This window comes from Actinomadura spongiicola, assembly GCF_003432485.1.
Lineage (GTDB): Bacteria > Actinomycetota > Actinomycetes > Streptosporangiales > Streptosporangiaceae > Spirillospora > Spirillospora spongiicola.
Genome location: NZ_QVNQ01000004.1, coordinates 355,219 through 381,382 on the forward strand (window position 1 = coordinate 355,219; position 26,164 = coordinate 381,382).

23 protein-coding genes are annotated in these 26,164 nt (G+C 71.5%); 13 read left to right on the forward strand and 10 right to left on the reverse strand.

The genetic code is table 11. The annotated features are described in order from the left end of the window. Window positions 1–192: 192 nt before the first annotated feature. The 4 genes from D0T12_RS14365 to hppD all read right to left on the reverse strand — a co-directional run bounded on the left by D0T12_RS14365 (window position 193) and on the right by hppD (window position 4,848). Window positions 193–1,773 carry a M1 family metallopeptidase gene (locus D0T12_RS14365; protein WP_233526055.1) on the reverse strand — a complete coding sequence of 527 codons (1,581 nt, stop codon included), beginning with the start codon at window positions 1,771–1,773 and terminating at the stop codon, window positions 193–195. A gap of 157 nt (window positions 1,774–1,930) precedes the next feature. Next, complete coding sequence (locus tag D0T12_RS35335; protein ID WP_158581498.1) at window positions 1,931–2,428, reverse strand: RDD family protein; 498 nt, start codon at window positions 2,426–2,428, stop codon at window positions 1,931–1,933. 351 nt (window positions 2,429–2,779) lie between these two features. Then, window positions 2,780–3,625, reverse strand: a complete 846-nt coding sequence (locus D0T12_RS37020) for an RDD family protein (RefSeq protein ID WP_117400057.1) — start codon at window positions 3,623–3,625, stop codon at window positions 2,780–2,782. Between the two features lie 131 nt (window positions 3,626–3,756). Then, a complete protein-coding gene (gene hppD / locus D0T12_RS14380; RefSeq protein ID WP_199487455.1) occupies window positions 3,757–4,848 on the reverse strand; it encodes a 4-hydroxyphenylpyruvate dioxygenase in 1,092 nt (363 codons plus the stop codon). A gap of 103 nt (window positions 4,849–4,951) precedes the next feature. Between hppD and D0T12_RS14385 the strand changes: the two genes are divergently transcribed. Further along, on the forward strand, window positions 4,952–5,449 hold the full coding sequence (locus D0T12_RS14385) for an Lrp/AsnC family transcriptional regulator (RefSeq protein ID WP_233526057.1): 498 nt from the start codon (window positions 4,952–4,954) through the stop codon (window positions 5,447–5,449). A 90-nt stretch (window positions 5,450–5,539) separates the two neighbouring features. Here D0T12_RS14385 and greA read toward each other — a convergent pair whose 3' ends face one another. Both greA and D0T12_RS14395 read right to left on the reverse strand, forming a co-directional pair. Next, entirely contained in the window at window positions 5,540–6,040 is a 501-nt protein-coding gene (greA, locus tag D0T12_RS14390; RefSeq protein ID WP_117400060.1) for a transcription elongation factor GreA, read from the reverse strand. A gap of 238 nt (window positions 6,041–6,278) precedes the next feature. Further along, complete coding sequence (locus D0T12_RS14395) at window positions 6,279–6,662, reverse strand: DUF4307 domain-containing protein (protein WP_117400061.1); 384 nt, start codon at window positions 6,660–6,662, stop codon at window positions 6,279–6,281. A gap of 207 nt (window positions 6,663–6,869) precedes the next feature. Here D0T12_RS14395 and mca point away from each other — a divergent pair, with 207 nt between their 5' ends. From mca to D0T12_RS35910, 11 genes are all read left to right on the forward strand, one after another. After that, window positions 6,870–7,733: a mycothiol conjugate amidase Mca gene (gene mca, locus D0T12_RS14400; RefSeq protein WP_117400437.1), complete on the forward strand. Its 864-nt coding sequence runs from the start codon at window positions 6,870–6,872 to the stop codon at window positions 7,731–7,733. Further along, window positions 7,733–7,981, forward strand: coding sequence for a hypothetical protein (locus D0T12_RS14405; protein WP_233526058.1), 249 nt, complete (start codon window positions 7,733–7,735; stop codon window positions 7,979–7,981). The genes mca and D0T12_RS14405 overlap by 1 nt, the downstream gene beginning before the upstream one ends. Before the next feature lie 55 nt (window positions 7,982–8,036). Next, complete coding sequence (locus D0T12_RS14410) at window positions 8,037–8,627, forward strand: tetratricopeptide repeat protein (protein WP_158581499.1); 591 nt, start codon at window positions 8,037–8,039, stop codon at window positions 8,625–8,627. Next, a complete protein-coding gene (locus D0T12_RS14415; RefSeq protein ID WP_117400064.1) occupies window positions 8,609–9,577 on the forward strand; it encodes a ribonuclease Z in 969 nt (322 codons plus the stop codon). The genes D0T12_RS14410 and D0T12_RS14415 overlap by 19 nt, the downstream gene beginning before the upstream one ends. Continuing rightward, complete coding sequence (locus D0T12_RS14420; RefSeq protein ID WP_117400065.1) at window positions 9,570–10,961, forward strand: dihydrolipoyl dehydrogenase family protein; 1,392 nt, start codon at window positions 9,570–9,572, stop codon at window positions 10,959–10,961. Before D0T12_RS14415 ends, D0T12_RS14420 begins: the two co-directional genes overlap by 8 nt. A 53-nt stretch (window positions 10,962–11,014) precedes the next feature. Further along, window positions 11,015–13,000 (forward strand): thioredoxin domain-containing protein, encoded by a 1,986-nt coding sequence (locus tag D0T12_RS14425; protein WP_117400066.1) that lies wholly within the window; start codon window positions 11,015–11,017, stop codon window positions 12,998–13,000. Between the two features lie 221 nt (window positions 13,001–13,221). Further along, window positions 13,222–14,397, forward strand: a complete 1,176-nt coding sequence (locus D0T12_RS14430; protein ID WP_117400067.1) for a C40 family peptidase — start codon at window positions 13,222–13,224, stop codon at window positions 14,395–14,397. A 122-nt stretch (window positions 14,398–14,519) separates the two neighbouring features. Further along, window positions 14,520–15,041: a hypothetical protein gene (locus D0T12_RS14435; protein ID WP_117400068.1), complete on the forward strand. Its 522-nt coding sequence runs from the start codon at window positions 14,520–14,522 to the stop codon at window positions 15,039–15,041. Window positions 15,042–15,310: 269 nt separating this feature from the next. After that, window positions 15,311–16,126 carry an isoprenyl transferase gene (locus D0T12_RS14440; RefSeq protein ID WP_117400438.1) on the forward strand — a complete coding sequence of 272 codons (816 nt, stop codon included), beginning with the start codon at window positions 15,311–15,313 and terminating at the stop codon, window positions 16,124–16,126. Between the two features lie 72 nt (window positions 16,127–16,198). After that, the gene (locus D0T12_RS14445) at window positions 16,199–17,590 is read left to right on the forward strand and encodes a PhoH family protein (RefSeq protein ID WP_117400069.1); all 1,392 of its coding nucleotides are present in this window, start codon (window positions 16,199–16,201) and stop codon (window positions 17,588–17,590) included. Between the two features lie 506 nt (window positions 17,591–18,096). Further along, window positions 18,097–19,032 (forward strand): aggregation-promoting factor C-terminal-like domain-containing protein, encoded by a 936-nt coding sequence (locus D0T12_RS35910; RefSeq protein WP_199487456.1) that lies wholly within the window; start codon window positions 18,097–18,099, stop codon window positions 19,030–19,032. A 22-nt stretch (window positions 19,033–19,054) separates the two neighbouring features. On the opposite strand, the gene D0T12_RS14455 is transcribed toward D0T12_RS35910, so the two are convergent. From D0T12_RS14455 to D0T12_RS14470, 4 genes are all read right to left on the reverse strand, one after another. Further along, window positions 19,055–20,461, reverse strand: coding sequence for a class II fumarate hydratase (locus D0T12_RS14455; protein WP_117400070.1), 1,407 nt, complete (start codon window positions 20,459–20,461; stop codon window positions 19,055–19,057). A gap of 80 nt (window positions 20,462–20,541) precedes the next feature. Then, complete coding sequence (locus D0T12_RS14460) at window positions 20,542–21,795, reverse strand: serine/threonine-protein kinase (RefSeq protein WP_158581500.1); 1,254 nt, start codon at window positions 21,793–21,795, stop codon at window positions 20,542–20,544. Between the two features lie 109 nt (window positions 21,796–21,904). Beyond that, window positions 21,905–23,545 carry a fumarate hydratase gene (locus D0T12_RS14465; protein ID WP_117400072.1) on the reverse strand — a complete coding sequence of 547 codons (1,641 nt, stop codon included), beginning with the start codon at window positions 23,543–23,545 and terminating at the stop codon, window positions 21,905–21,907. Window position 23,546: 1 nt separating this feature from the next. Then, window positions 23,547–24,575, reverse strand: coding sequence for a DMT family transporter (locus tag D0T12_RS14470; RefSeq protein WP_117400073.1), 1,029 nt, complete (start codon window positions 24,573–24,575; stop codon window positions 23,547–23,549). A gap of 114 nt (window positions 24,576–24,689) precedes the next feature. Between D0T12_RS14470 and pdxR the strand changes: the two genes are divergently transcribed. Next, window positions 24,690–26,147, forward strand: a complete 1,458-nt coding sequence (gene pdxR / locus D0T12_RS14475) for a MocR-like pyridoxine biosynthesis transcription factor PdxR (protein ID WP_117400074.1) — start codon at window positions 24,690–24,692, stop codon at window positions 26,145–26,147. The last annotated feature ends 17 nt before the right edge of the window (window positions 26,148–26,164 follow it).

Here is a 26,164-nt window from a genome sequence, read left to right on the forward strand (position 1 = left end):
TGTCCATGGCTGGCGGCCCCCGTCAGGCGCCATACCGTGATCAAGACTTTCTTGTGCGACACGGCTGAGGCAAGCGTGAACCGGTCCCAAAACCCCCGTGGGAGGGCGGTTTCCGTGGCCGGTTCCGGCATCGGATCATCGGTTTGTGCCCTTTCAGGGACAAACGGGACGCCGCTCCGGACGTTCACCCCGTCACTTGGCGGGGCGGCCCTCCTGGTAGAGCCAGTCGTCGAAGAACGCGTCGAGGTTCTTCCCCGAGATCCGCTTCGCCGTCGCGATGAACTGGGCCGTCGTCCCGCTGGAGTGCCTGCGCTCCTTCGTCCACGCCTGGAGGATCTTGTAGAAGACGTCCTCGCCGACCCTGCCGCGCAGCGCGACCAGCGTCATCCCGCCACGGTCGTACACCGACCGGCCGAACATCTGCTTGCGGCCCGGATTGCCGGGCGGCACGTCCCACAGCTCGCCCGCCCGCGGACTCCCGTAGCGCAGGTCGAACTGCTCTTGGACGGTCTGCCCGCCGCTCCGCTCCTCCCACAGCCATTCGGCGTAGGTCGCGAAGCCCTCGTTCAGCCAGATGTCCTGCCACTTGGTGACGCTGACGCTGTCACCGAACCACTGGTGCGCCAGCTCGTGCGCGACGATCGTCGGTTGCAGGCCGAACGACCCGTACACCGGGCGCGTCTGCGTCTCCAGCGCGAAACCGACGTCCGCGTTGTCGATCAGACCGCCCGTGGAGGAGAAGGGGTAGGGGCCGAACACCTTCACCCACTCGTCGGTGATCTCGGAGTTCAGCCGGTGGAAGGTGTCGAGGTTAGCGCTGACGGTCGGGTCGACTGCGGTGATGACGGGGATGCCGCCGGCCGTGCGTCCCGTCCGCACGCCGAACCGTCCGACGTCGATCGTCGCGAGGTAGGTCGCCATCGGCGCCTCGACACGCCACTTGGACGTGGTGGTCGCCCTGGTGTTGACCCCGGTGTTCGCCGTCGTGTGCCCCGTCCCGCCGGCGTGGTGCGCGATGGGGCTGATCTCCGGGCCGGGCCGGGTCGGAATTCCGGTGGGCGGCGTGTCCGGCGGGAGCGGGGGACCGGTGGGCAGGCTCGGCGGGGCTCCGGGGAGGTCGGGCGTCCCGCCGGAACTGGCCGGCGGCGTCTCCGGGGTGCCGTTCGCGATCGCCGTCAGGCCGGACGGCACCGTGAGCTCGAAGTCGAACGTCGCCTTGTCGCTCGGGTGGTCGTTGCTGGGGAACCAGGTGTGCGCCCCGCTCGGCTGGCACGCCACGAACACGCCGTCCGGGGTGCGGATCCAGCCGTACCTGCCGAGCACCGGGTCCGACGCCGGCTCCGGCGTCCCCGAGTACGCGACGACGGTCGTGAACTTCGCGCCCTTCTCCAGCGGCTTCGCGGGCGTGACCTCCAGTTCGTCGCCGCCGCGCTGCTGCCGCGCCGGGGCGCCGTCCACCGTGATCGACGACACGTCCAGGCCGGTCAGGTCCAGGTTGAACCGGGCGAGGCGCTCGGTCGCGACCGCCGTGATCGTCGCCGTGCCGTCCAGTTGCTTGGCGCCGTCCGGGGTGATCGTCAGTTTCAGCGCGTAGTGCTGGACGTCGTAGCCGCCGTTGCCGTTGCCCGGCACGTAGGCGTCGCCCGCCGTCGCCGGGCCCGCCGGACCGGTCACGGCCGGCCCCGAGGACGGGTCGGACGTCCCCCCACCGTCGTCGAACGACACGATCTGGCAGGCCGTGCTCAATGAACCCGCGACGGCGAGAGCGGCCACGCCCGCGGCACCGCGGAACGCGACTCGCGAGCCGTGACGGCGTGGACTGGGGGAGTTTCCGGCCATATGCACGGGGCAAGCCTGCCCGTGCCGAGCCCACACCGGCAACTCGGCGGGCGACTCGGCGGGCACGCGGCGGGCACCGCGCGGCACGACCTCAGCGGCCGGCGTAGGGGTCGGGATCGTGCGATTCGGCCTTGACGACGACGGTGCTCGCCACCTTGTCGTGCAGGGCCTGCCTGCGCGGATCCCAGAGGATCCACAGGACGTCGATCAGGCCGATGCAACCGCAGACGCCGCCGAGCACGCCGTAGAACGCGGACCGTCCCGCGGCCTGTCCGGTGGTGATGGCCCCCCGGTCCTCCGCCCGGACGACGCGGATCCGCAGCAGCATCTTGCCGAGCGTCTGCCCCCGCTTCGCGTGCATCAGCCAGAAGTAGAGGAACGCCAGGACCACGCTGATCGCGTTCGTCCCCACCTGGGCGCCGTTGTACATCGACTCGCCGGGTTCCGGGTCGAACACCCGGTTCCAGTCGACGAACGGGATCGAGATCAGAACGGACACGATCCCGAGTAGGACGAGGTCGACGAGGCCCGCGCCCAGCCGGGCCCAGCGGGACGCCATCCCCTGGGCCGGATCGACATAGTCGCCCACGCCGCCGCCGTATGCGGGCAGGGGACCGTAACCCGGCTGCCCGTGCCCAGGCTGCTCTCCGTACGGCTGCTGGCTCCCGTAGGGCTGCTGGCCTCCGTAAGGCTGCTGCTCACCGTACGGTTGCTGGCTCCCGTAGGGCTGTTGGCCCCCGTAAGGTCCCTGCTCGGACCCGTAGGGCGGCCCGCCCTGGGGTCCTGGTCGCTCGGGCCGCTGCCGGCCGTACGGCCGATCCTCCGGCCCTCCCCCGGACGCGGGGTCGTTCGGCGGTTGCGTCATGTCGTCAGCGTGGCCACGCCACCGCCGTCCAAACCTCGCCGCGTCCGGAGCAGGAGAAATGTTGCGAAAGGGTGATCAAGCGGGAGGACGTCCGGCGTCCTGCGCGTGAGGGTTCTGTGCGTGGGAATCCGAAACCGGTGCGTAGGGGTTCGGCATCCAGGGCGCCGCCTTGACGAGCACCGTCCCGGCCACCTTGTCGTGCAGGGCCTGCCGCCGCTTGTCCCACAGGATCCAGGCGAGGTCGAGCAGGCCGACCAGCCCGAGGATCGCCGCGGCGGGCACCAGGAGGTTGAGCACCGAGGACACGATCGTGATGACGTACACGAACGCCTGCCTGCCGAGCGCCTGTCCCCAGGTCACCGCGGAGTAGTCGGACGCCTTCACCAGCCGGATGCCGGCGGCCTTCTTGCCGAGCGTCTGACCCCACTTCGCGTGCAGCACGGTGTAGTACGCGAAGCCCAGCAGGAACGCGACCGCGTACCCGATCAGCAGCCTCGGGATGTTGTAGAGATCCATCGGGTCGCTGATCGGCTCACCGGAGTCCACGGACTCCTTCAGCTTGTCCCAGCGGATGGAGAACAGGACGGCGGGCACCGCCACGAGGCTGAGGAGCAGACCGTCCAGGATTCCGGCGCCGAGCCGCGCGCCGCGTCCCGCCAGATGGTCCTGCGGGCCGCCGTGGCCGGGGTGGGGGCCGCCGTATCCGGGCAGCGGTGGCGCGGCGGGCAGCGGTTGACCCGGTGGTACCTGCTGACCGGGCGCGACTCCCGGTCGCGCTTGGCCGGGCTGGTCGCCGTACGTGCCCTGGTACGGCGGTGGACGGTCCGACGCGCCGTCCGTGGTGGGGGTGCCCGGGGCCTGCGGGTCCGGGGTCTCCGGATCGCCGCCCGCGGGCCGGGGGTTCTCAGGCGGTTCGTTCATGGGCCCCAAGTGTGCCGGTAAACGGGGCGAACGGTGCGGGCCGACGAACACCGGCCCCGGACGGAGGACGTCCGGGGCCGGTCTTCCCCCGAGCGGTGGAAGGTCTCGGTGAAGGGGCTCGGCGGAGGGTCTCAGAGGTTGCCGCGGCGCTCCTGTTCCCGTTCGATCGCCTCGAACAGCGCCTTGAAGTTGCCCTTGCCGAAGCCCAGCGAACCGTGCCGTTCGATCAGCTCGAAGAAGACCGTCGGCCGGTCCTGGACGGGCTTGGTGAAGATCTGCAACAGGTAGCCGTCCTCGTCCCGGTCGACGAGGATCCGGCGCTTCTGAAGTTCCTCGATCGGCGCCCGCACCTCGCCGATGCGCGCACGCAGCTCAGGGTCCTCGTAGTAGGAGTCGGGGCTTTCCAGGAAGTCCACGCCCGCCGCCCGCATCCGGTCGACGGTCGAGAGGATGTCGTTCGTGGCGAGCGCGATGTGCTGGACGCCGGGCCCGCCGTAGAACTCCAGGTACTCGTCGATCTGCGACTTGCGCTTGCTCTCCGCCGGTTCGTTCAGCGGGAACTTCACCTTGCGGGTGCCGTCCGCAACGACCTTGGACATCAGCGCCGAGTACTCGGTCGCGATGTCGTCGCCGACGAACTCGGCCATGTCGGTGAACCCCATGACCCGGTGGTAGAAGTCGGCCCACTCGTTCATGCGCTCGACGTTGCCGACACAGTGGTCGATCGCCTGGAAGAACCGCTTCTCCGGCGGCGCCACGACGGGGTCGGCGGGTTCGAACCCCGGCAGGTACGGACCGGTGTAGTTGGACCGGTCGACCAGCGAGTGGCGGGTCTCCCCGTAGGTGGCGATCGCCGCGATCGTCACCTTGCCGTGCTCGTCCTCCAGGACGTGCGGCTCCTCCAGCCCGGTGGCGCCCCGCGCCAGGGCGTGACGGTAGGCGGCGTCGACGTCGGGAACCTCGATCGCGAGGTCGACGACGCCGTCGCCGTGCGCGGCGATGTGCCGTCCGAGATCGGTGCCCGCCTTCACCGGGCCGCGGAACACGAACCGGGCTCCGCCGGACTCCAGTACATGCACCGCCTCGTCCGGGCTGCCGTTCTCGGGGCCGCGGTAGGCGACCCTGCGCATCCCGAACGCGGTCGAGTAGTAGTGCGCCGCCTGCTTTGCGTTGCCCACGGCGAAGACGACGGCGTCCATGCCCTTGACCGGAAACTCATCCATGTCACCCAATCTCGGCATGCGCCTACAAGGTGTGCAAGAGTGAGTTGAAAAGCTGGACAATTTGTACAGTGGGCCATGGTGTCGACCGGTCGCTCTGTACATCATGACCAGGGCGGAGAGGGACGGCGCGATGATCGACGAACTGGACGGGCGGCTGATCGAGCTCTTCACCGCCGAGCCGCGCATCGGCGTCCTGGAGGCGTCCAGGCGGCTCAAGGTGGCGCGCGGGACCGTCCAGGCGCGGCTGGACCGGCTGGCCCGGGACGGTGTCATCGCGGGCTTCGGCCCGGAGATCGACGCGGCGGCGCTCGGCTACGCGGTCACGGCGTTCGTGACCCTGCAACTGCGCCAGGCGGGCGGGCACGACCCGGTGGCGGCGCGGCTCGCGCAGGTGCCCGAGGTGATCGAGGCGCACACGATCACCGGGCCGGGCGACATGCTGTGCCGGATCGTGGCGCGCAGCAACACCGACCTGCAACGCGTCATCGACGTGATCGTGGACGTGGCGGGCGTGGAGCGCGCGTCCTCGGTGATCTCCCTGGCCACCCAGATTCCCTACCGCACGCTTCCGCTGGTCCGTGCGGCGTCGAACCGGTCCTGACCGGCGGCGGGCTCGGGCGAGCCTCGGCCGCCGGCACCGGCGCGGCGACATCCGGAGCGGTCCAAGGGACTCCCGCGGACCGGGCGGAGGCTAGTCGGCTCCGTAGGGGGTGGCGTCGAGGATCTCGACGGTCATGCTGCGGCCGTTGGGAAGGGAGTAGGTGGCCTTGTCGCCCACCTTCTTGCCGTTGATCGCGGCGCCGAGCGGCGACTTGGGGGAGTACACGTCGATGGGGGCGCCGACCTCCTCACGGGACGCGAGCAGGAAGGTGACCTCCTCGTCGTCGCCCTCGAAGGAGATCGTGACCGTCATACCGGGGCCGACGACGCCCTCGGTCCGGGGGGCCTCGCCGACGCGGGCGTTCTCCAGGATGCCCTGGAGCTGGAGGATGCGGCCCTCGATCTTGCCCTGTTCCTCCTTGGCCGCGTGGTAGCCGCCGTTCTCGCGCAGGTCGCCTTCCTCCCGCGCCGCCTCGATCTTCTGAGCGATCTCGATGCGGCCCGGGCCCGACAGGTGCTCAAGCTCCGCCTTGAGCCGGTCGTACGCCTCCTGGGTGAGCCAGGTGACGTTGTCAGCGCGGGTCTCGGTCACGGGTACTCCTCATCCACATGTTGCGATCTCGCCCGCCCGTGTGGAACGGGTGTCACATCGACATGAAGTGCGGCCAGGTGAAACCTCTAGCCTATCCGGTGTGTGCGGGTAAAGATTCCCTGAACTCGGCGTCTGCAACCCGCCAATCGTGTCTCGGCCCTCACTGGGCGTATCGGTGTCGAAACCGGGTTCGTTCCGGTGTTCTTCCCCGGTTTCCCTTCGGTGTCCGGCGGGTGCGTCAGACGGTGCGGCAGGCGTGAATTCTCGCCCCGGTGGCCCGTCGGGTCGTCCGGAGCGTCACCGTCCCGTCCACGCTCGACCTGCCCGCCGGCGCGGCCACCTCCCGCGCGTCCAGCACGGCGAAGTTCTTGTCGAAGGCGTCGACGGTGCACCGCACCTCGTCGCCCTTCCCCTTGGCCACCGAGTAGTTGACCACGACCGACGCGTCCTCGATGTCGTAGGTGACCGTCTGCGCGACGATGCCGGGCGTCTGCCCCGCGTACGCCGCGATGATCCCGAATCCGCCCGCGGCGAGCGCCGTCACGACGCCGATGACCACCAGCCCGAGACGCCCGCGCCGGGACTGGGGGGACGCCGGTGTCTCCGGCGCGCTTGTCGTCATGGCGGGGAATCTCCGTGCGGTGGGCCGACGTTGTCAGGGACAATTCTCGTCTGTCATGGCGTGTGCCTCGAACCGGGGTCCGCTAACACGGTCCGAACAGGAGATCCCTCAGTGTCCGAGGTCATCGACGACAACTCGGTCGAGAACACGGCCGACAGCACGGCCGGAAAGAGCGTCTTGGGCGGGGCGGACGAGCCGCTGCGCCTCATGGCGGTGCACGCGCACCCCGACGACGAGTCCAGCAAGGGCGCGGCCACGATGGCGAAGTACGTCGCCGACGGCGTGGAGGTCCTCGTCGTCACCTGCACCGGCGGCGAACGCGGCGACATCTTGAACCCGGCGATGGACCGTCCCGAGATCAAGGCCGACATCGGCAAGGTCCGCGAGGAGGAGATGGCGCGGGCCAGGGAGATCCTCGGCGTCCAGCAGCGCTGGCTCGGCTTCGTCGACTCCGGTTTCCCCGAGGGCGACCCGCTGCCGCCGCTGCCGGACGGCTGCTTCGCGTTGGAGCCGCTGGAGACCGCGTCCGAGCCGCTGGTGCGCGCCGTCCGCGAGTTCCGCCCGCACGTGATGCTCACCTACGACGAGAAGGGCGGCTACCCGCATCCCGACCACGTGAAGTGCCACGAGGTGTCGGTGGAGGCGTTCGAGGCGGCGGGCGACCCGGAGCGCTACCCCGGCACCGGCGAACCGTGGCAGCCGCTGAAGCTCTACTACCACATGACCTTCAACCGGGAGCGGATCCTCGCCCTGCACCACGGCATGCTGGACGCCGGGATGGAGTCGCCGTACGGGGAGTGGCTCGACGAGTTCGAGGAGAAGCAGGAGCACCGCGCGAACTGGGACGTGACGACACGCGTCCCCTGCGCCGAGCACTTCGAGACCAGGGACCGCGCCCTGCTCGCCCACGCCACCCAGATCGACCCCAACGGGTTCTGGTTCGTCGTCCCGATGGACGTCCAGCGCGAGGCATGGCCGACCGAGGACTACCATTTGGCCAGATCCCTCGTCGACACCGAACTGCCGGAGAACGACCTGTTCGCCGGAGTCCGGGAAAAGGTGTGTACGTAGTGCCTGCCCTCACCGCCATTCCGCTGAACGACGACACGGTCAGCCCGGGAATCCTGGGCTTCGTCGTATTCCTCGCCCTGGTGGCGGCGACGGTCTTCCTCGTCCGGTCGATGACCAACCAGATGAAGAAGATCCAGGCGCCCCGGGAGGCGGACCTCAAGCAGCAGGAATGGGAACGCGCCCAGGCTTCGAAGGCCGCCGGGAGCGAAAAGTCCGGCGCGGCGTCCGCGGACGGCGAGGATTCCTGAGCGAGGCGAGTGCTCCGGCGAGTATTCCCGAGCACGGCCGGGGAGGACCTTGGACGTGCCCGCGAACCATGAGGAGTCCGAGGCCGACCGGGACGCCGCGCTCCGCCGCGACCTCGACCGCCATCTCGCCGCCACGGCCGGCGGCGACGGTGAACCGGACGCCGAGGGCCTGGCGCTGCTGGACCGGGAACGCTGGGCGGAGGCGCGGGACGCCCTGGAGGACGCCCTGCGCCGCGCCGAACACGACGGCGACCCGCACGCGATCCTGTCGGCGCGCGGCGATCTCGCCCGCGCGCTGATCATGACCGGTGATCTCGACCGCGCCATCGCCCTGCTCGGACCGCTGCCGGACGGGTTCGCCGCCCTTCCCGAACCCGACGACGACGGCCGCGCCCGCGCCCTGACCGCGCTGGGCGAGGCGTATCTGCGCGCCCGCCGTCCCATGGCCGCCATCAACTTCTTCGGCCAGGCCCTGGAGATCATGCGGAGGCGGGGCGCCGTCGAGGAGCAGGCCCGCCTGTTCGTCCACCTCGCCGACGCCGCCCGCCTGCGCGGCGACTCCGCGGCGGAGGGCGCCGCCCTGGACCGCGCCACCCACCTCGACCCGGATGTCGGCACCATAGGGGAATGTCGGTTCGCGAATTGATCGTTCTCGGCTCCGCAAGCGCGGTGCCGACCAAGGCCCGTAACCACAACGGCTACCTGCTGCGCTGGGACGGCCACGGACTCCTGTTCGACCCGGGTGAGGGCACCCAGCGTCAGATGACCCACGCCGGGGTCTCGGCGAGCGACGTCACCTGGATCTGCGTGACCCACTTCCACGGCGACCACTGCCTCGGCGTGCCCGGCGTCGTCCAGCGCATCGCCCGCGACGGCGTCGCGCACCCGGTGGACGCGGCGTTCCCCGCGAGCGGCGCCGACTTCTGGGCGCGGCTGCGGCACGCGACCGCCTTCCGGGACACCGGCGTGATCCGCGAACGGCCCGTCGCGGGGGAGCGGATGCCGCTCGACACCGGGGACGCCCCGTTCAGCCTGGTCGCGCGGCGCCTGTCCCACCCGGTCGAGGCGTACGGGTACCGGTTGGAGGAACCGGACGGCGTGACGATGCTGCCCGCCGAGCTCGCCGCACGGGGCGTCCGGGGCCCGCTCGTGCGGCGGCTCCAGGAGGACGGCCGTGTCACCGCGCCGGACGGAAGGACCGTCACGCTGGAGGAGTGCAGCGTCCGCCGACCCGGGCAGAAGGTCGCGTTCGTCATGGACACCCGGCTCTGCGACGGCGTGCGTGAACTGGCCGACGGCGTGGACATGCTGGTCATCGAGTCCACCTACCTGGACGAGGACGCCGATCTCGCCGTCGAGTACGGGCACCTCACCGCGGCGCAGGCCGCGAAGACCGCCGCGGAGGCGGGCGTCCGGCACCTGGTCCTCACGCATTTCTCGGAGCGGTACCGCGTCGAGGACGAGCCGCGTTTCGCGGACGAGGCCGCCGCCGTGTTCGGCGGTGAGATCACCCTCGTCCACGATCTCGACCGGATCGCGATGCCGCCGCGCCGCCTAACCGGGCCGGAAGCTGGGCAGGATCTTGGTCATGGCTGACGAAGTCGATGTCGTGGTGATCGGACTCGGACCCGGTGGCGAGGACGCGGCGGGGAGGCTGGCGGAGGCGGGCCTGTCCGTCGCCGCCGTGGAGTCTCGCCTGGTCGGCGGCGAGTGCCCGTACTACGCCTGCGTGCCCACCAAGATCATGGTTCGTGCCGCCGGGCTCCTGACGGAGGGCGGCCGCGTGCCGGGGATGGCCGGGGACGCGACCGTCCGTCCCGACTGGGCGCCGGTCGCGACCCGGATCCGGGACGAGGCGACCGACTCGTGGGACGACAAGGTCGCCGCCGACCGCCTCACCGGCAAGGGCGTGCGGCTGCTCCGGGGAGAGGGCCGTATCACCGGACCGTCCGAGGTCACCGTGAACGGCCAGGTGCTCCGCGCCCACCGCGGCATCGTCCTCAACACCGGGACCTCCCCCACGGCCCCGCCCATCGACGGCCTGGCGGACACCCCCTACTGGACGAACCGTGAGGCCGTCCAGGCCACCGAGACCCCCGAGTCGCTGATCGTGCTCGGCGGCGGCGTGGTCGGCGCCGAGATGGCGCAGGTGTTCTCCCGCTTCGACGGCCGGGTCACCGTCGTCGAGGCCGCCGACCGGCTGCTGCTCAACGAGGAACCGGAGTCCGGCGCCCTCCTGCGCGAGGTCTTCGAACGCGAGGGCATCGGCGTCCGCACCGGCGTGAACGTCACCGCCGTGACGTACGAGAACGGCGAGTTCACCCTGCGCCTGAACGGCGACGCGGACCAGGACCTCAGCGCCGACCGGCTCCTCGTCGCGACGGGCCGCCGCCCCAACCTCCGGGGCCTCGGTCTGGCGCACGTCGGCCTGGACGAGAACGCCCGCCAGATCTCCGTGGACGGCCATATGCGCGCGGCCGAAGGAGTCTGGGCGATCGGGGACATCACCGGCATGGGCCAGTTCACGCACGTGTCGATGTACCAGGCGGCCATCGCCGTCCGCGACATCCTCGGCGAGGAGGGCGCGCCCGCCTCCTACCGCGCGGTGCCCCGCGTCACCTTCACCGACCCCGAGATCGCCTCCGTCGGCCTCACCGAGGCACAGGCCCGCGACCAGAACCTGCCCGTCCGCGTCGGCACGGCCCGGCTCCCCGAGTCGTCGCGGGGCTTCATCCACAAGGTCGGCAACGACGGCTTCATCAAGCTCGTGGAGAACACCGAGTGGGGCACCCTGGTCGGCGCCACCGCGGTCGGCCCGTCCGGGGGCGAGATCCTCGGGTTCCTGTCCGTCGCCGTCCACACCGAGACCCCGACCGCCGCCCTCCGCGAGATGATCTACGCCTATCCCACCTTCCACCGCGCCATCGAGGCCGCCCTCGCCGACCTCGCCGGAACCGGCGGATCCGGAAACGGCGGATAGGGACCGTCCGGTCCGGGCGTGCAGCGGCGTCCGGATCGGGCAGGATCGATGGCATGAACCGGCTCAAGGACGCGACCAGCCCGTACCTGCTGCAACACGCGGACAACCCGGTCGACTGGTGGGAGTGGGGCGACGCGGCGTTCGCCGACGCGCGCCGGCGTGACGTTCCGGTCCTGCTCTCCGTCGGATACGCGGCCTGCCACTGGTGCCACGTGATGGCTCACGAGTCGTTCGAGGACGTCGAGACCGCGCGGCTCATGAACGAGCTGTTCGTGAACGTCAAGGTCGACCGGGAGGAACGGCCGGACATCGACGCCGTGTACATGGAGGCGACCCAGGCCATGACGGGCCAGGGCGGGTGGCCGATGACGGTGTTCGCGACCCCGGAGGGGCATCCGTTCTACTGCGGCACGTACTTTCCGCGGGCGCAGTTCCGGGCGCTGTTGCAGGCCGTCCACAAGGCGTGGACGGAGAAGCGGGACGCGGTCGCCGAACAGGGGCAGCAGGTCGTCGAGGCGCTCGGCGCGCGGGAAGGCGGGCTCGGCGGGGCGGAGGCGCCCGGCGAGGAGATGCTCGCGACCGCGGTGACGGCGCTGGCCGCGTCGTACGACGCGGCGCGCGGCGGGTTCGGCGGCGCTCCGAAGTTCCCGCCGTCGATGGCGCTGGAGTTCCTGCTGCGCCACCACGCGCGGACCGGTGACGACGAGGCGCTCACCATGGCCGGGCACACGCTGGAGGCGATGGCCCGGGGCGGCCTGTACGACCAGCTCGGCGGTGGCTTCGCCCGGTACTCGGTGGACGCCGGCTGGGTCGTCCCGCACTTCGAGAAGATGCTGTACGACAACGCGTTGCTGGCGCGGGTGTACGCGCACTGGTGGCGGCTGACCGGAACCCCGTTCGCGCGGCGGATCGCGCTGGAGACGTGCGACTGGATGCTCCGGGACCTGCGGACCGACGAGGGTGGTCTCGCCTCGGCGCTGGACGCCGACAGCGAGGGCGTCGAGGGCAAGTACTACGTGTGGACGCCCGCGCAACTGCGTGAGGTGCTCGGGGACGAGGACGGGGCCTTCGCGGAGAGCCTGTTCGAGGTGACGGGGACGTTCGAGCACGGAACGTCGGTTCTCCAGCTCCTGCACGACCCCGAAGACGTCGAACGCTACGAACGCGTCCGGACGGCCCTACTGGCGGCGCGCGCACACAGGGTTCCTCCCGCGCGGGACGACAAGGTCGTGGCGGCATGGAACGGGCTGGCGATCGCGGCGCTGGCCGAGTGCGGTGCCCTGTTCGACCGGCCCGACCTCGTCCGCGCGGCCGAGGAGGCGGCGCGGCTGCTGGTCGAGGTGCACCTGCGTGAGGGGCGCCTGACGCGGACGTCGCTGGGCGGGACGCCGGGCGCGAACGCCGGTGTGCTGGAGGACTACGCGGACGTGGCCGAGGGCCTGCTCGCCCTGCACGCGGTCACGGGCGAGCCGCGCCATGTGCGGTTGGCGGGGGAGCTGCTGAACACCGTCCTCGAACGGTTCGGGGACGGGTCCGGCGGGTTCTACGACACCGCCGACGACGCCGAGCGGCTGTTCCGCCGTCCGCAGGACCCGACGGACAACGCGGTACCGTCCGGGCAGTTCGCCGCCGCGGGCGCGCTGCTGTCGTTCGCCGCGCTCACCGCGTCTGACCGGCACCGGCAGGCCGCGGAGGCGGCGCTCTCCCCGGCCGGAACGCTCGCCGGCAAGCACGCGCGGTTCGCGGGCTGGGGGCTGGCAGTCGCGGAGGCACGCGCCGCGGGACCGGTGGAGATAGCGGTGGTCGGCGACCCGGACGACGCGCGCACCGAGGCGCTGCACCGGACCGCGCTGATGGCGGTGGCGCCGGGCGCGGTGGTCAGCGTGGGCCCGCCGGACGCGGTGGGCGTCCCGCTGCTGGAGGGGCGCGGGCTGGTGGACCAGGTCCCGGCCGCGTACGTGTGCCGCGGGTTCGTCTGCCGCCGGCCCGTCACGTCCCCGGCGGAGCTGAACCGGGAACTACGTCGGCAATTGGATTGATCCTCCATTTTATGGCAGCGTGAACTTGATCTCGTTTACGCCTACGGTTGCTACGAGGTAGCTGGGGTGACGCTGACCCGACGTGGATCCGTGGACGAGGGTGGCCGGTGCGCCCGCCGGGTATCTGGACGGTGACCCGCCACTCCGTCATAGTCGTGTCCGGAGCGGGTCGGTGATCAGGGTCAAGGAGACGGGTACCGAGCGCACTTCAGGGAGTGGCAGTGGGGAAGTCGACCCGGCGGGTCCTACCGACGATCATCGGTGTCTCCGTGCTGACGACTCTCGGCGCCGATGTCGTGGTCCTGGCGGCGCGGGACGGTGACGCCACCACGTCCGGAACCGGGCGCGCCCGGTTCGTGGCCGCGTCCGACAGCACCGGGCTCTCGCCGGGTGCGGTCGCTCCGCTGGGCCGGCGGCTGACGCCGCACGTGCTGGTGGCCGCGCCGTCCGCCCTTCCCGCCGACGTCGTCGCGAAGATCCGCGGGATCAAGGGCGTGCAGGGCGTCGAGGTCGTGGACGCGGTGCAGGGCATGGTCGCGGGCAAGCGGGTCGGGCTGCTGGGCGTCGACCCGTCCACGTTCCGCAACTACACGCCGAAGCCCACCGCCCAGTCGGACGCGCTGTGGCGGAACGTGGCGTCCGGCGACGTCGCGATCTCCTTCACGATGGGCAGCGACGGCGGTGTCGAGCTCGGCAGCCAGGTGCCCGTCGGCGGCCGGTGGAGCCAGACCCCGCTGCGGGTCGGCGCGTACGCGACGATGGGCATCGGCGACATCGACGCGGTGGTGTCGCGGACCACCGCGCGGAACCTCGGCATGCCGAGCGGCAACGCGATGCTGGTCAGTGTGCCGAAGACCGAGCCGAAGACGTTCATCAAGAAGATCCGCAAGTTGCTGCCGGAGCAGGCCAAGGCCGTCGCGGTCAACCCGCGGATCGACCATCCGGCGGGCGGTGAGGTCCCGGGCGGTGAGGTCCCGAGCGGTGACGTGATGACCGCCGAGCAGGTGCGCACGGTGATCAAGGCCGCGTACACGCGGCTCGGCTGGCCGTACGTCTGGGGCGGGGAGTCCGAGGCGGAGGGCGGCTACGACTGTTCGGGCCTCATGCAGTTCGCGTTCGCGAAGGCCGGTATCCGGCTCCCGCGCGTCGCCGCCGACCAGGCGCGCGTCGGATGGGTCATCCCCTACGCGAAGGCGAAGCCGGGCGACATGCTCATCTGGGCCAACGACCCGACCGCGCCCGGCTACATCTCCCACATCGCGCTGTACCTGGGCAACGGCAAGATGATCGCGGCCCCGCGCCGGGGCACCGTGGTGCAGGTGCAGAACGTCTACACCCGCAACATGCGCGGCGCCGTCCGGGTGAGCCCGAAGCGGGCCAACGGCCTCCTGCGCTGACCCCTGCGGCACAGAGCCCTTCGCGTCGAGGTCCACGCGGCCCACAGTCACGGACCGACAGTCGACGAACCGCTGGTCGTCGCACTGGCGCCGACGGGACCATGCGCTGTAATTTTGATTACATGGCTACTAGCGAATCGGCGGAACGGCTGCGCGGGTGGTTCTCCGGACGGCTTCCGGACGACTGGTTCGAGGGCCCGCCCGAGGTCGTCCTCGACCGCGAGGAGGTCAGCGTCGTCGGCCGCCTCCCCGAACCGACCGCCGCCGCCGAGGCGTCCGAGGCCGAACGCGCCGGCGTGATCGCCGGGCATGTCCAGCGCTTCCGCGAGGAGACCCGCGAGCGGCGCATCGGCATCGCCCGCGAGGCCGAGAGCCGCTTCGGGCACAAGGTGTCCTGGGGCGTCGAGTGCGGCGGGGAGCGGGAGATGTTCACCACCCTGTCGGTGCCGGTCATGACCCGGCTCCGGCAGCCCGAGCGCCGCGTCCTCGACACGCTCGTCGAGGCCGGCGTCGCCCGCAGCCGCAGCGACGCGCTCGCCTGGTGCGTGCGGCTCGTCGGCAAGAACACCGACGCGTGGCTGGCCGAGCTGCGCAGCGCGTTGCAGCACGTGGAGCGCGCCCGCGCCGCGGGCCCCCAGGCCTGAGACCCGGCTCCCGTTCCGGTCTCGACCAGCGCTCGCCGGGGACCGGGCCGGAGCAGGCCATCGCTCCGGATCGGAACGCTCCACCCGTTAGCCTGATTTGACGGAAATGACGGGGAGAAGCCGGTGAGACTTGTCGCGCCGTCGGGCCATAATTGAGCGTCCTCCCGCCAGGGACGGCCGCTCGAAGGGAAGCCCACATGGGGGTTCGGCGCACGGATCGGCGCGCGGGGAAGCCGCGCGCCGGCGTACGGGACGGAATGGGCCGCGGCATGCGGCAGGCAGGCGGGCGGCTCGCCTCCTCCCTGCGCCGCAGCGGCCCGTACGCCGCCGTCCGCGACGTCGTCTACCGGATGTACGAGCACCGGGTCGAGGCGTCGCTGCCCAGGGACGTCACCCCCCGGCACGTCGGCGTGATCCTGGACGGGAACCGGCGCTGGGCCAGGTCGATGGGCCTCACCGACGTGAGCTCCGGCCACCAGCGCGGCGCCCAGAAGATCTCCGAGCTGCTCCAGTGGAGCGCGGAGGCCGGGGTGGAGCACGTCACGCTGTGGCTGCTGTCCACCGACAACCTGAACCGTCCGGCCGTGGAACTCGACCCGCTGCTGGAGATCATCGAGAACACCGTCCGCAAGCTCGCCGCCGACGGCTGGCACGTCAAGCCCGTCGGCGCCCTCGACCTGCTGCCCGACAAGACCGCACGTGTCCTGAAAGACGCGGGTGAGGCCACATCCGACGCACCCGGCCTGATTGTGAACGTCGCGGTTGGGTATGGAGGTAGGCGTGAGATCGCTGATGCGGTGCGCTCACTGCTCATCGAGCAGGCGAGCCGGGGCACCAGCATCGAGGAACTCGCCGAGGTCCTCGACGTGGAGCACATCGCGGAGCATCTCTACACGCGCGGCCAGCCGGATCCGGACCTGGTCATCCGAACGTCGGGGGAGCAGCGTCTCTCCGGCTTCATGCTCTGGCAGAGCGCCCACTCGGAGTTCCACTTCTGCGAGGTCCACTGGCCGGACTTCCGCAAGGTCGACTTCCTCCGGGCCATGCGCTCCTACGCCGCGCGGCACCGGCGCTACGGTTCCTGACGGCCCTTTCCCGGCCCCACCGCCCGTGCGGCGGACCGGCGCGCGAACGTCCCCCATGATCAGGGAGATCGAGTGGCCACTACCTCCGCGCGCCGTCCCGGTACCTCCGGGAACCCGTCCGGCGGGACGGGAACGACCGTCCCGGGTCGGCGCACGTACGTCCTCGACACCAGCGTCCTGCTCGCCGACCCGGGGGCGCCGACCCGGTTCGCCGAACACGAGGTCGTACTCCCCATCGTCGTCATCTCCGAGCTGGAGGCCAAGCGCCACCACCCCGAGCTCGGATACTTCGCCCGGCAGGCCCTGCGCATGCTGGACGACCTGCGCCTGCGCCACGGGCGGCTGGACGAGCCGGTCTCGGTCACGCCGGTGTCGGGCGGGGAGCCGCTCGGCGACCAGGGCGGAACGCTCCGGGTCGAGCTGAACCACTCCGACCCGTCCGTCCTTCCGGACGGGTTCCGGCTCGGCGACAACGACACCCGCATCCTCTCGGTCGCCGCGTGGCTCGCCCAGGAAGGACGCGACGTCGTCCTGGTGTCCAAGGACCTGCCGATGCGGGTGAAGGCGTCCGCGGTCGGCCTCACCGCCGAGGAGTACCGCGCGGAACTCGCCGTCGTCGAGTCCGGCTGGACCGGCATGCGGGAACTGGAGGTGTCGGGCGCGACCATCGAGGAGCTGTACGAGTCGGGAACCGCCGACCTGGAGGAGGCGCGGGACCTGCCCTGCCACACGGGCCTGCGGCTGCTGTCGGAGCGCGGTTCGGCGCTCGGCCGGACGCAGCCGGACAAGTCCGTGAAGCTGGTGCGCGGCGACCGGGAGGTGTTCGGGCTGCGCGGCCGGTCCGCGGAGCAGCGGATCGCCCTCGACCTGCTGATGGACGAGGACGTCGGCATCGTCTCGCTCGGCGGGCGGGCCGGCACCGGCAAGTCCGCCCTCGCGTTGTGCGCGGGCCTGGAGGCCGTGATGGAGCGCGGGCGGCACCGGAAGGTGGTGGTGTTCCGCCCCCTGTACGCGGTCGGCGGCCAGGAGCTCGGCTACCTGCCCGGCACGGAGAACGAGAAGATGTCGCCGTGGGCGCAGGCCGTCTTCGACACCCTCTCGGCGGTGACGACCCCGGAGGTCATCGACGAGGTCGTGGACCGTGACATGTTGGAGGTCCTGCCGCTCACCCACATCCGGGGCCGCTCGCTGCACGACGCGTTCGTCATCGTGGACGAGGCGCAGTCGCTGGAACGCGGCGTGCTGCTGACCGTGCTGTCGCGGATCGGCGCGGGCTCCCGGGTCGTCCTGACCCATGACGTGGCGCAGCGCGACAACCTGCGCGTCGGGCGGCACGACGGCGTCGCCGCGGTGGTGGAGAAGCTCAAGGGGCATCCGCTGTTCGCGCATGTGACGCTGACGCGGTCGGAGCGGTCGCCGATCGCCGCCCTGGTCACCGACATGCTCGGCGACGTCATCGGCTGACGGGGGAGGGAGACGGGACGGGTCCCGGCGGTCCGGCGTGCGCCGACCGCCGGGGTTCGTGATCTCGAAACGCCCGTCGATCGCGCCACGCGATGTGATCATCCGATCTCTTAGCGTGATCTGTGATGAAGGTCACAAGTGCCGCGGCCGGGGCGCGGAACCCCTGCTCTCGTTGTGGTTTCGGCGGTTCGTCCGGCGAGTTGACAACGGTCACAGCCGCAGCTTTCGTCTCGATTCGGTTGCGGAGCAACCCTCGGCCTCGGGCATTGTGTCTCCCCGTAAGCACCCCCCAGCGGTGCCGGGTCGGAGCGCGTCCCCCCATCAACGCGCGCCACGGGCAGGGGGTGGAACCAGTTCGTGCGCGTGTCCATGCGCGTGCGACCGCCGGAAGGACCGCCTTGTACGGAGAGCATCCCGGCTCCCCTAGGCGAGACGATCGACAGGACTTCGACCCCCAGGCTTCGCGGACGCCCGTACAGACCGCCGACCCCTTCGCGGCGCCCCCGATGCCGCAGGCACCGCCGTCCGCGCCCACCTCGCCGTCCTCGCCCCATGAGGACGATGTGAAGGTCGCGGGCAGCGTGCCGCGTCAGGCCGGCGTGCCCGCGGGCGACACCCTCGGTTTCCAGGCGTTCTCCGCCGACCCGTTCCGCGGCGGCGCCCCCGGCGGGGAGCCGCGTGACGAGCTCGCACCCGGCGGCCCCGACCGTCCACGCTCCTCCGGCCGTTCGGGCCGTGACGGCTCCGGCGGGCACGGTTCCGGCGGGCACGGTTCCGGCGGGCACGGTTCCGGCAGACGCGGCATGCGGGTCGTGGCCATCGCGGCGGGCGCCGTGGTGGTGCTCGGCGGCGGCGCCGTCGCCGCGTTCGCGCTGACCGGCGACTCCGGCGGCGACAGCGCGACCCTCAAGCCCGACAGGCGGAACGTCGCCGCTCCTCCGCCGACGGTCGACCCGAAGGTGCTGGAAGAGCAGCGGCGCAAGCTGGCGCTCGACCGAGCCTCCCGCGAGGCGCGCGAGGACGAGGGCAAGGGCCCGTCCCTGCTCCCGAAGGGCAGGCCGCTCCCCACCAAGAAGCCCGGAAACGGCGGCGGCGGTGGCAACGGCGGCGGCGGCCCGACCGGTGACCCGGTTCCGGCGGGCGAGGCACAGGAGATCGCCAAGAAGCTGATGCCGAGGTACGGGTTCTCCGGTTCCGGCCAGTTCGGTTGCCTGGTGCAGTTGTGGAACAAGGAGAGCCACTGGAACGTCCACGCCGACAACCCGTCGTCGGAGGCGTACGGCATTCCGCAGGCCAACCCAGGTTCCAAGATGGCCAGCGCCGGGCCCGACTGGCAGAACAACGCCACCACGCAGATCAAGTGGGGCCTCGGCTACATCAAGGGCCGCTACAAGACCCCCTGCGGCGCGTGGTCGCACTCCAAGGCGGTCGGCTGGTACTGATCCGACCCACGTCTCCGGGCGCTCACCGGGGCTTCTGGGACGTGCCCGTCATCTTCAGTACGTCGAGCGCCGCGTCGAGCTGCTCGACGGTCAGCTTCCCCTCGTCGACGTAGCCGCGCTCCAACACCACCTCGCGGATGGTCCTGCGCTCGCTCAACGCCTGCTTGGCGACCTTCGCGGCCTCCTCGTACCCGATGTAGCGGTTCAGCGGCGTCACGATGGACGGTGACGACTCGGCGTACTCGCGGAGCCGGTCCACGTCCGCCTCGATGCCGTCGACGCAGCGGTCGGCGAGCAGCCGCGACGCGTTCGCCAGCAGGGTGATCGACTCCAGGACGTTGCGGGCCAGCATCGGCAGCGTCACGTTCAGCTCGAAGGCGCCGGACGCGCCGCCGAACGCGACCGCCGCGTCGTTCCCGATGACCTGCGCGGCGACCTGCGCGACCGCCTCCGGGATCACCGGGTTCACCTTGCCCGGCATGATGGACGAGCCGGGTTGCAGGTCCGGCAGCCGGATCTCGGCGAGCCCGGCGCGCGGGCCGGAGCCCATCCAGCGCAGATCATTGACGATCTTGGTGAGGCTCACCGCGATGGTGCGGAGCGCGCCGCTCGCCTCCACCAGGCCGTCCCGGGCGCCCTGCGCCTCGAAGTGGTCGCGGGCCTCGGTCAGCGGCAGCCCGGTGGCCCGCGCGATCTCCGCGATGACCAGGCCGCCGAAGCCGTCCGGGGTGTTGATGCCGGTGCCGACCGCGGTGCCGCCGAGCGGCAGCTCCGCCAGCCGCGGCAGGACGGCCTCCAGCCGTTCCACGCCGTGCCCGACCTGCGCCGCGTATCCGCCGAACTCCTGGCCGAGCGTCACGGGCGTCGCGTCCATCAGGTGGGTGCGGCCCGCCTTCACGACCGTCGCGAACTCTGCGGCCTTGCGGTCCAGCGCGTCCCTCAGATGCCGCAGCGCGGGGATCAGATCGCCGAGGACGGCGCCGGTGGCCGCGATGTGGATGGACGAAGGGAACACGTCGTTCGACGACTGAGAGGCGTTCACGTGGTCGTTCGGGTGGACGGGACGTCCCAGCCGTTCCTCCGCCAGCGTCGCGACCACCTCGTTCGCGTTCATGTTGGACGACGTCCCGGACCCGGTCTGGAACACGTCGATCGGGAACTGGTCGTTCCATCCGCCGTCCGCGACCTCGCGGGCGGCCTCGGCGATGGCGGCGGCGAGGTCGGCGTCCAGAACCCCCAGTTCCGCGTTCACCGTCGCCGCGGCGGCCTTGATGTGGCCGAGCGCGGCGATGTGCGCGGGCTCCAGCGTCCGTCCCGAGATCGGGAAGTTCTCCACCGCGCGTTGCGTCTGCGCCCGCCATTTCGCGGCCGCCGGAACCCGGACCTCGCCCATCGAGTCGTGCTCGACGCGGAACTCCCGCTCGTCCATGCAAGCCTCCCCTTCGCGTCCTCGACCGCCATACATGGCAGCCAGGTGGGTGGCTCCCGCATTCCCCGAGGTGGGGTGCGTCACTCCTTCGTGAGCGTGTAGTTCTTGCGTTCGCCGGGGGTGCCGAGGGGTTTGCGGCGCCCGTTGACCCAGATGTCGCAGGCGGACGCGTCGTAGATGACCGCGTTGAGGCGCGGCTGGTCGTACCGGCGGGCCTCGCCCTCCCGCAGGGTCTCGTCGCTGAGCACGGCGCCGTCCGGGACCGACACGAAGACCTTGCAGACGGAGTTGCGGGCGCGGATGGTCAGCGTGCTGTCCGCGACCCCCGGCGGAATCTCCTGCGCGTCGCCCGCCGGGCTGGACGACGCCTCGGTCGGGGTCGGTCCCGAACTCTGCCGCGTCATGCCCATGATGAGGGCGGCGGCGCCGATCCCGCAGGACGCGACGGTCGCGCCGAGCAGCCCGATCACGACCATCACCCGGTACCGGGGCGTCTGCGCGCGGCGCGCGGACCGGGGACCGGTGAGCACCCGGTCGAGCCGGTCGACCGCGCGGGCGTGGCTGAGCCGGCGGGTCGGGTTCTTCTCCAGCAACCCGACGATCACGGGGGTGAGCTCGCCCGCGTTCTGCGGGGCGGGAGGCGACTCGTTGGCGAGCGCGCTGAGCGTCGCCATGACGTTCTCGCGTTCGAACGGCGGATGGCCCTCCAGCGCGGCGAACAGCGTCGCGCCGAGCGACCACAGGTCGGACCGCGGCGTCGCCCGCTCACCGGCGGCCACCTCGGGCGCCACGTACGCGGGCGAGCCCATGAAGTGACCCGTCTTCGTCAGGCTGGCCGAGCCGGAGGAGTAGGCCAGGCCGAAGTCGGTGAGGACGACGCGGTCGCCGTCCAGGATCACGTTGCTCGGTTTGAGGTCGCGGTGCACGATCCCGGCCTTGTGCGCGGTGCTGAGCGCGTCCAGCAGCGCGCGGCCGATGTGCGCGACGCGTTCGGGCGACATCGGCCCTGATCGCTCGATGAGCTGTTCGAGGCTCGGCGCCTCGATCATCTCCATCACGATCCAGGGACGGCCCTGCTCGATGACGACGTCGTACACCTCGACGATGGAGTGCGTGCGCAACTGCGCCGGCGCACGCGCCTCCCGGAGGGTGCGGCGGTAGAAGACCACCCGGTCGTCCTCGGAGAGGTTCTCGGGGACCCGCAGCTCCTTGATCGCGACGGAGCGATCCAGAAGCTCGTCGTGCCCTCTCCACACGATGCCGTTGGCACCCTTGCCTATTTCCGAGACCAGCCGGTAGCGCGTCGCTAGAACGAGGCGCTCTGACTGTGACATGGCGGAAAAGATACCGGAGTGGCCCGGTGGACATCCGGGAGAACGCATGACCAATGTGGATTTCGGGCCAGTAATGTGGCCTTCCGGCAAGAAACCTCCGGAACGGGCATCAGCGGCGGCCGATGGTGAGCACGGGTCCGGTGGTGTCGGCGAAGAAGTCCTCGCCCTTGTCGTCCACCACGATGAACGCGGGGAAGTCCTCGACCTCGATCTTCCAGACCGCCTCCATGCCGAGCTCCGGGTACTCCAGGACCTCCACCTTCTTGATGCAGTCCTGGGCGAGCCGGGCGGCGGGCCCGCCGATCGAGCCGAGGTAGAAGCCGCCGTGCTCCTTGCACGCGTCGGTGACCTGCTTGGACCGGTTGCCCTTGGCCAGCATGACCAGCGAGCCCCCGGCGGCCTGGAACTGCTCGACGTAGGAGTCCATCCGACCGGCCGTGGTCGGGCCGAACGACCCGGACGCGTAACCCTCCGGGGTCTTGGCCGGACCCGCGTAGTAGACGGCGTGGTCGCGCAGGTACTGCGGCATCGGCTCGCCCGCGTCCAGCCGTTCCTTGATCTTGGCGTGCGCGATGTCGCGGGCCACGACGAGCGGCCCGGTCAGCGACAGCCGCGTCTTCACCGGGTACCGGGTCAGCTCGGCGCGGATCTCGTCCATCGGACGGTTCAGGTCGATCCGGACGACCTCGTCGTCCAGGTGCTCGTCGGTCGTGTCGGGGAGGTACTGCGCCGGGTCGGTCTCCAGCCGCTCCAGGAACACGCCCTCCGCGGTGATCTTGGCGAGGGCCTGCCGGTCGGCGCTGCACGACACCGCGATCGCCACCGGGCAGGACGCGCCGTGCCGGGGCAGCCGGATCACCCGGACGTCGTGGCAGAAGTACTTGCCGCCGAACTGCGCGCCGATGCCGAGCCTGCGCGTCAGCTCGAACACCTGGAGCTCCAGTTCCAGGTCGCGGAAGCCGTGCCCGAGCGGCGAGCCCTCGCTCGGCAGCGCGTCCAGGTAGTGGGCGGAGGCGTACTTGGCGGTCTTCAGCGCGTACTCGGCGGACGTGCCGCCGACGACGATCGCCAGGTGGTAGGGCGGGCACGCGGCCGTGCCGAGCGAACGGATCTTCTCCTCCAGGAAGGACATCATCCGCTTCGGGTTCAGGACGGCCTTGGTCTCCTGGTACAGGAACGACTTGTTCGCGCTGCCGCCGCCCTTGGCCATGAACAGGAACTTGTACGCCTCCCCGGGCGCCGCGTACAGCTCGATCTGCGCGGGCAGGTTCGTGCCGGTGTTCTTCTCGTCCCACATCGTCACCGGCGCCATCTGCGAGTAGCGCAGGTTCAGCTTCGTGTACGCGTCGTACACGCCGCGGGAGATGTGCTCCTCGTCGTTCCCGTCGGTCAGGACATGCTGGCCGCGCTTCCCCATCACGATCGCGGTGCCGGTGTCCTGGCACATCGGCAGGACGCCGCCGGAGGAGATCCCCGCGTTCTTCAGCAGGTCCAGCGCCACGAACCGGTCGTTGGGGGACGCCTCCGGGTCGTCCAGGATCCGGCGGAGCTGCGCCAGGTGCGCCGGACGCAGCAGGTGCGAGATGTCGCGCATCGCGGTCTCGGTCAGCAACCGCAGAGCCTCCGGGTCGACCTGGAGGAACGTCCGCCCGTTCGCCTCGAAGGTGGAGACGCCGTCCGCGGTGAGCAGCCGGTAGTCGGTGTCGTCCGGGCCGAGCGGCAGCAGGTCGGTGTAGGAGAACTCAGGCATCTCAGGAAGATCCTCGCGCGATTCCGATGGGGGTCGTCTCACAGGTTACGGGTTCGGCCGGGACGGGTTCGGCAGGGGCGGGGCCAACAGAACCGGGTTCGGTGGGGGCGGGATCGCGGGGGGCGGTCCGGGCGCGCAGACCGACGACGACGCCCGCCGCGACCAGCGCGGCGCCGGTCAGGTCGGCGAGGCTCGGCCGGTCGATGCCGAGCACCACCGTCGTGATCACCGCGCTGACCGGGATCAGGCCGGCGAACAGTCCGGCGCGGTCGGCGCCGAGGCGTCCGATCGAGCCGTACCAGAGCAGGAACGCGATGGTGGTGACGAACACCGACAGGTACGTGAAGCCAGCCAGCTCACCGGCCGTGGGGGTGCGCAGGACGCCCGTCCCGTCCACGGCGAGGCCCACGAGCAGCAGCATCGGCGCGGCGAGGGCGGTCGAGTAGGCCGAGACGCGCAGCGGGCCGAGGCGCGGCAGCAGCGGCACCGCCAGCAGCGAGAAGCACACCTCCCCGGCCAGCGCGCCCAGCGAGAGCAGCAGGCCGCGGACGCTGCCGCTGCCGAGCCCGTTGGCGAGCGCGGCCCCGGACGCCACCACGCACGCCGCCAGCACGAGCATCGGGGCGGGGCGCCGTCCGTCCATCAGCGGGCCGATCAACGCCAGCACGATCGGGACCGTCGCGATCACCGTGCCGATCGTGGCCGGGCTCGTGTCCCGCGTGGCGGCGACGATGCAGACGTTGAACGCGACCAGGCCCGTGCTCGCCAGGGCCGCGAGCAGCAGCCAGTCCCGAAGGGAGGGACGCGTCGGGGCCGGGTGGGACGTGCCCGCACGTCGCGCCGAGCGACCGGCCGGGCGACCGGTGAACCGGACCACGGCCAGCAGCACCAGGGCCGCGACCGTGTACCGCGCCGCCTGGCCGCCGAAGACCGGATAGTCGGCGATGGTCGCCGACACGGCGGTCAGCGACCCGACCAGGAACATCGCGGACCCGGCACCGATCATGCCGCGCTGAGGGGAGGAGTTCATGAACGGAACGCTAGAAGTCCGCTTGGCCCACCTGACAGTGCCAATCAAGGCCAATGAGAATGGGCCAATGGACGCTGCGTGACGTTCGCACTCCCTCTTGACGCTGAGAGTCATGTGACCGACCTTCATCTCCCGCTCGACCGGTCCGCCGGTCGCCTCGCGGCGCAGATCGCGGCGGGCTTCCGCGCGGCCGTGCGCGCCGGACGGCTGACCGCCGGCACGCGACTGCCGTCGAGCCGCGACCTCGCCCGCGATCTGGACGTCTCCCGCGGCGTCGTCGTCGCCGCCTACGAGCAGCTGACCGCCGAGGGATTCCTGGTCGCGCGGCGCGGCGACGGCACCCGCATAGCCCCGCTGGCCCGCCCCGACCGCCGTCCCGCCGGCGCGCCCCCCGACACCCCGCGCGGTGCGGCGGGCGGTACGGCGGGCGGCGGGTCGCGCCCGGCCCGCGACCCCCGGCCGGACGCCTCGCTCCCGTACGACCTGTGGCCGAGCAGACCGGACCTGTCGGCCTTCCCGCGCGAACGCTGGATCGCCGCCGCCCGCGCCGCGCTGCGCACGCTCCCGCACGACGCGCTGACCTACCCCGACCCCGCCGGCATCCCCGCCCTGCGCGCCGAACTCGCCGGCTACCTCGGCCGGGTCCGCGCCGCCCACGCCGACGCCGACCGCGTCGTGATCATGAACGGGGTGGCGCACGCGCTGTCCGCGCTGCTGCGCACGCTGCGCGCCGACGGCCATCCCGTCCTCGCCGTCGAGGACCCGACCAGCGACCGGCAGCTGCCGATGCTGGACGCCTCCGGCCTGCGCGTCGTCCGCGTGCCCGTCGACGCGGACGGCCTGGACGTCGCCGCCCTCGCCCGCACCGGGGCGCGGGCCGTCCTCGTCACCCCCGCGCACCAGTACCCGACCGGTGTCGTGCTGTCCGCGCGCCGCCGCGCCCAGCTGATCGCCTGGGCCCGGGACGTCGACGGCCTGATCCTGGAGGACGACTACGACGCCGAGTTCCGCTACGACCGCGAGCCCGTCGGCTGCCTCCAGGGCGTCGACCCGGCCCGCGTCGTCCTGCTCGGCTCGGTGAGCAAGTCCCTCGCGCCCGCCCTCCGCCTCGGCTGGGCGGTCGCGCCCCCGGCCGTCGCCGAACGGCTGCGCGAGCATCGCGGCACCACCGACCTCGGCGCGCCCGTCCTGGAGCAGTACGCGCTCGCCGAGTTCCTCCGGAGCGGCGGGTACGACCGGCATCTGCGCACGATGCGGCGGCGGTACCGGGCCCGGCGGGACGCGCTGGCCGAGGCGCTGCGCGTCCACCTGCCCGGCGCGGTGGTTCACGGCGTCTCAGCGGGCATCCACCTGTACGTGGAGCTTCCCGAGGGCTGCGACGAGGACGAGGTGGTGGACCGCGCCGCCCGCGCCGGGGTGTCCGTCGCCGCCGCCCGTCCCATGTGGTCGCTCGGACGCGCCGCCGCCGCCCCGCCCGCACTCGTCCTCGGCTACGCGAGTCTGTCCGAGCAGCGGCTGGTCAACGCCGCGCGACTGCTCGGTCAGGCGGTTACTCCCGGTGCTGAGGGGTAGAACGACATCCCCGAGGT

What these genes read in the sequence shown, in the direction of transcription:
- D0T12_RS37020 (WP_117400057.1), bottom strand. Translation starts at nt 3,625, where the DNA reads ATGAACGAACCGCCTGAGAACCCCCGGCCCGCGGGCGGCGATCCGGAG.
- hppD (WP_199487455.1), bottom strand. Translation starts at nt 4,848, where the DNA reads ATGGATGAGTTTCCGGTCAAGGGCATGGACGCCGTCGTCTTCGCCGTG.
- D0T12_RS14385 (WP_233526057.1), top strand. Translation starts at nt 4,952, where the DNA reads ATGACCAGGGCGGAGAGGGACGGCGCGATGATCGACGAACTGGACGGG.
- D0T12_RS14395 (WP_117400061.1), bottom strand. Translation starts at nt 6,662, where the DNA reads ATGACGACAAGCGCGCCGGAGACACCGGCGTCCCCCCAGTCCCGGCGC.
- mca (WP_117400437.1), top strand. Translation starts at nt 6,870, where the DNA reads ATGGCGGTGCACGCGCACCCCGACGACGAGTCCAGCAAGGGCGCGGCC.
- D0T12_RS14415 (WP_117400064.1), top strand. Translation starts at nt 8,609, where the DNA reads ATGTCGGTTCGCGAATTGATCGTTCTCGGCTCCGCAAGCGCGGTGCCG.
- D0T12_RS14420 (WP_117400065.1), top strand. Translation starts at nt 9,570, where the DNA reads ATGGCTGACGAAGTCGATGTCGTGGTGATCGGACTCGGACCCGGTGGC.
- D0T12_RS14425 (WP_117400066.1), top strand. Translation starts at nt 11,015, where the DNA reads ATGAACCGGCTCAAGGACGCGACCAGCCCGTACCTGCTGCAACACGCG.
- D0T12_RS14435 (WP_117400068.1), top strand. Translation starts at nt 14,520, where the DNA reads ATGGCTACTAGCGAATCGGCGGAACGGCTGCGCGGGTGGTTCTCCGGA.
- D0T12_RS14440 (WP_117400438.1), top strand. Translation starts at nt 15,311, where the DNA reads ATGCGGCAGGCAGGCGGGCGGCTCGCCTCCTCCCTGCGCCGCAGCGGC.
- D0T12_RS35910 (WP_199487456.1), top strand. Translation starts at nt 18,097, where the DNA reads ATGCCGCAGGCACCGCCGTCCGCGCCCACCTCGCCGTCCTCGCCCCAT.
- D0T12_RS14455 (WP_117400070.1), bottom strand. Translation starts at nt 20,461, where the DNA reads ATGGACGAGCGGGAGTTCCGCGTCGAGCACGACTCGATGGGCGAGGTC.
- D0T12_RS14460 (WP_158581500.1), bottom strand. Translation starts at nt 21,795, where the DNA reads ATGTCACAGTCAGAGCGCCTCGTTCTAGCGACGCGCTACCGGCTGGTC.
- D0T12_RS14465 (WP_117400072.1), bottom strand. Translation starts at nt 23,545, where the DNA reads ATGCCTGAGTTCTCCTACACCGACCTGCTGCCGCTCGGCCCGGACGAC.
- D0T12_RS14470 (WP_117400073.1), bottom strand. Translation starts at nt 24,575, where the DNA reads ATGAACTCCTCCCCTCAGCGCGGCATGATCGGTGCCGGGTCCGCGATG.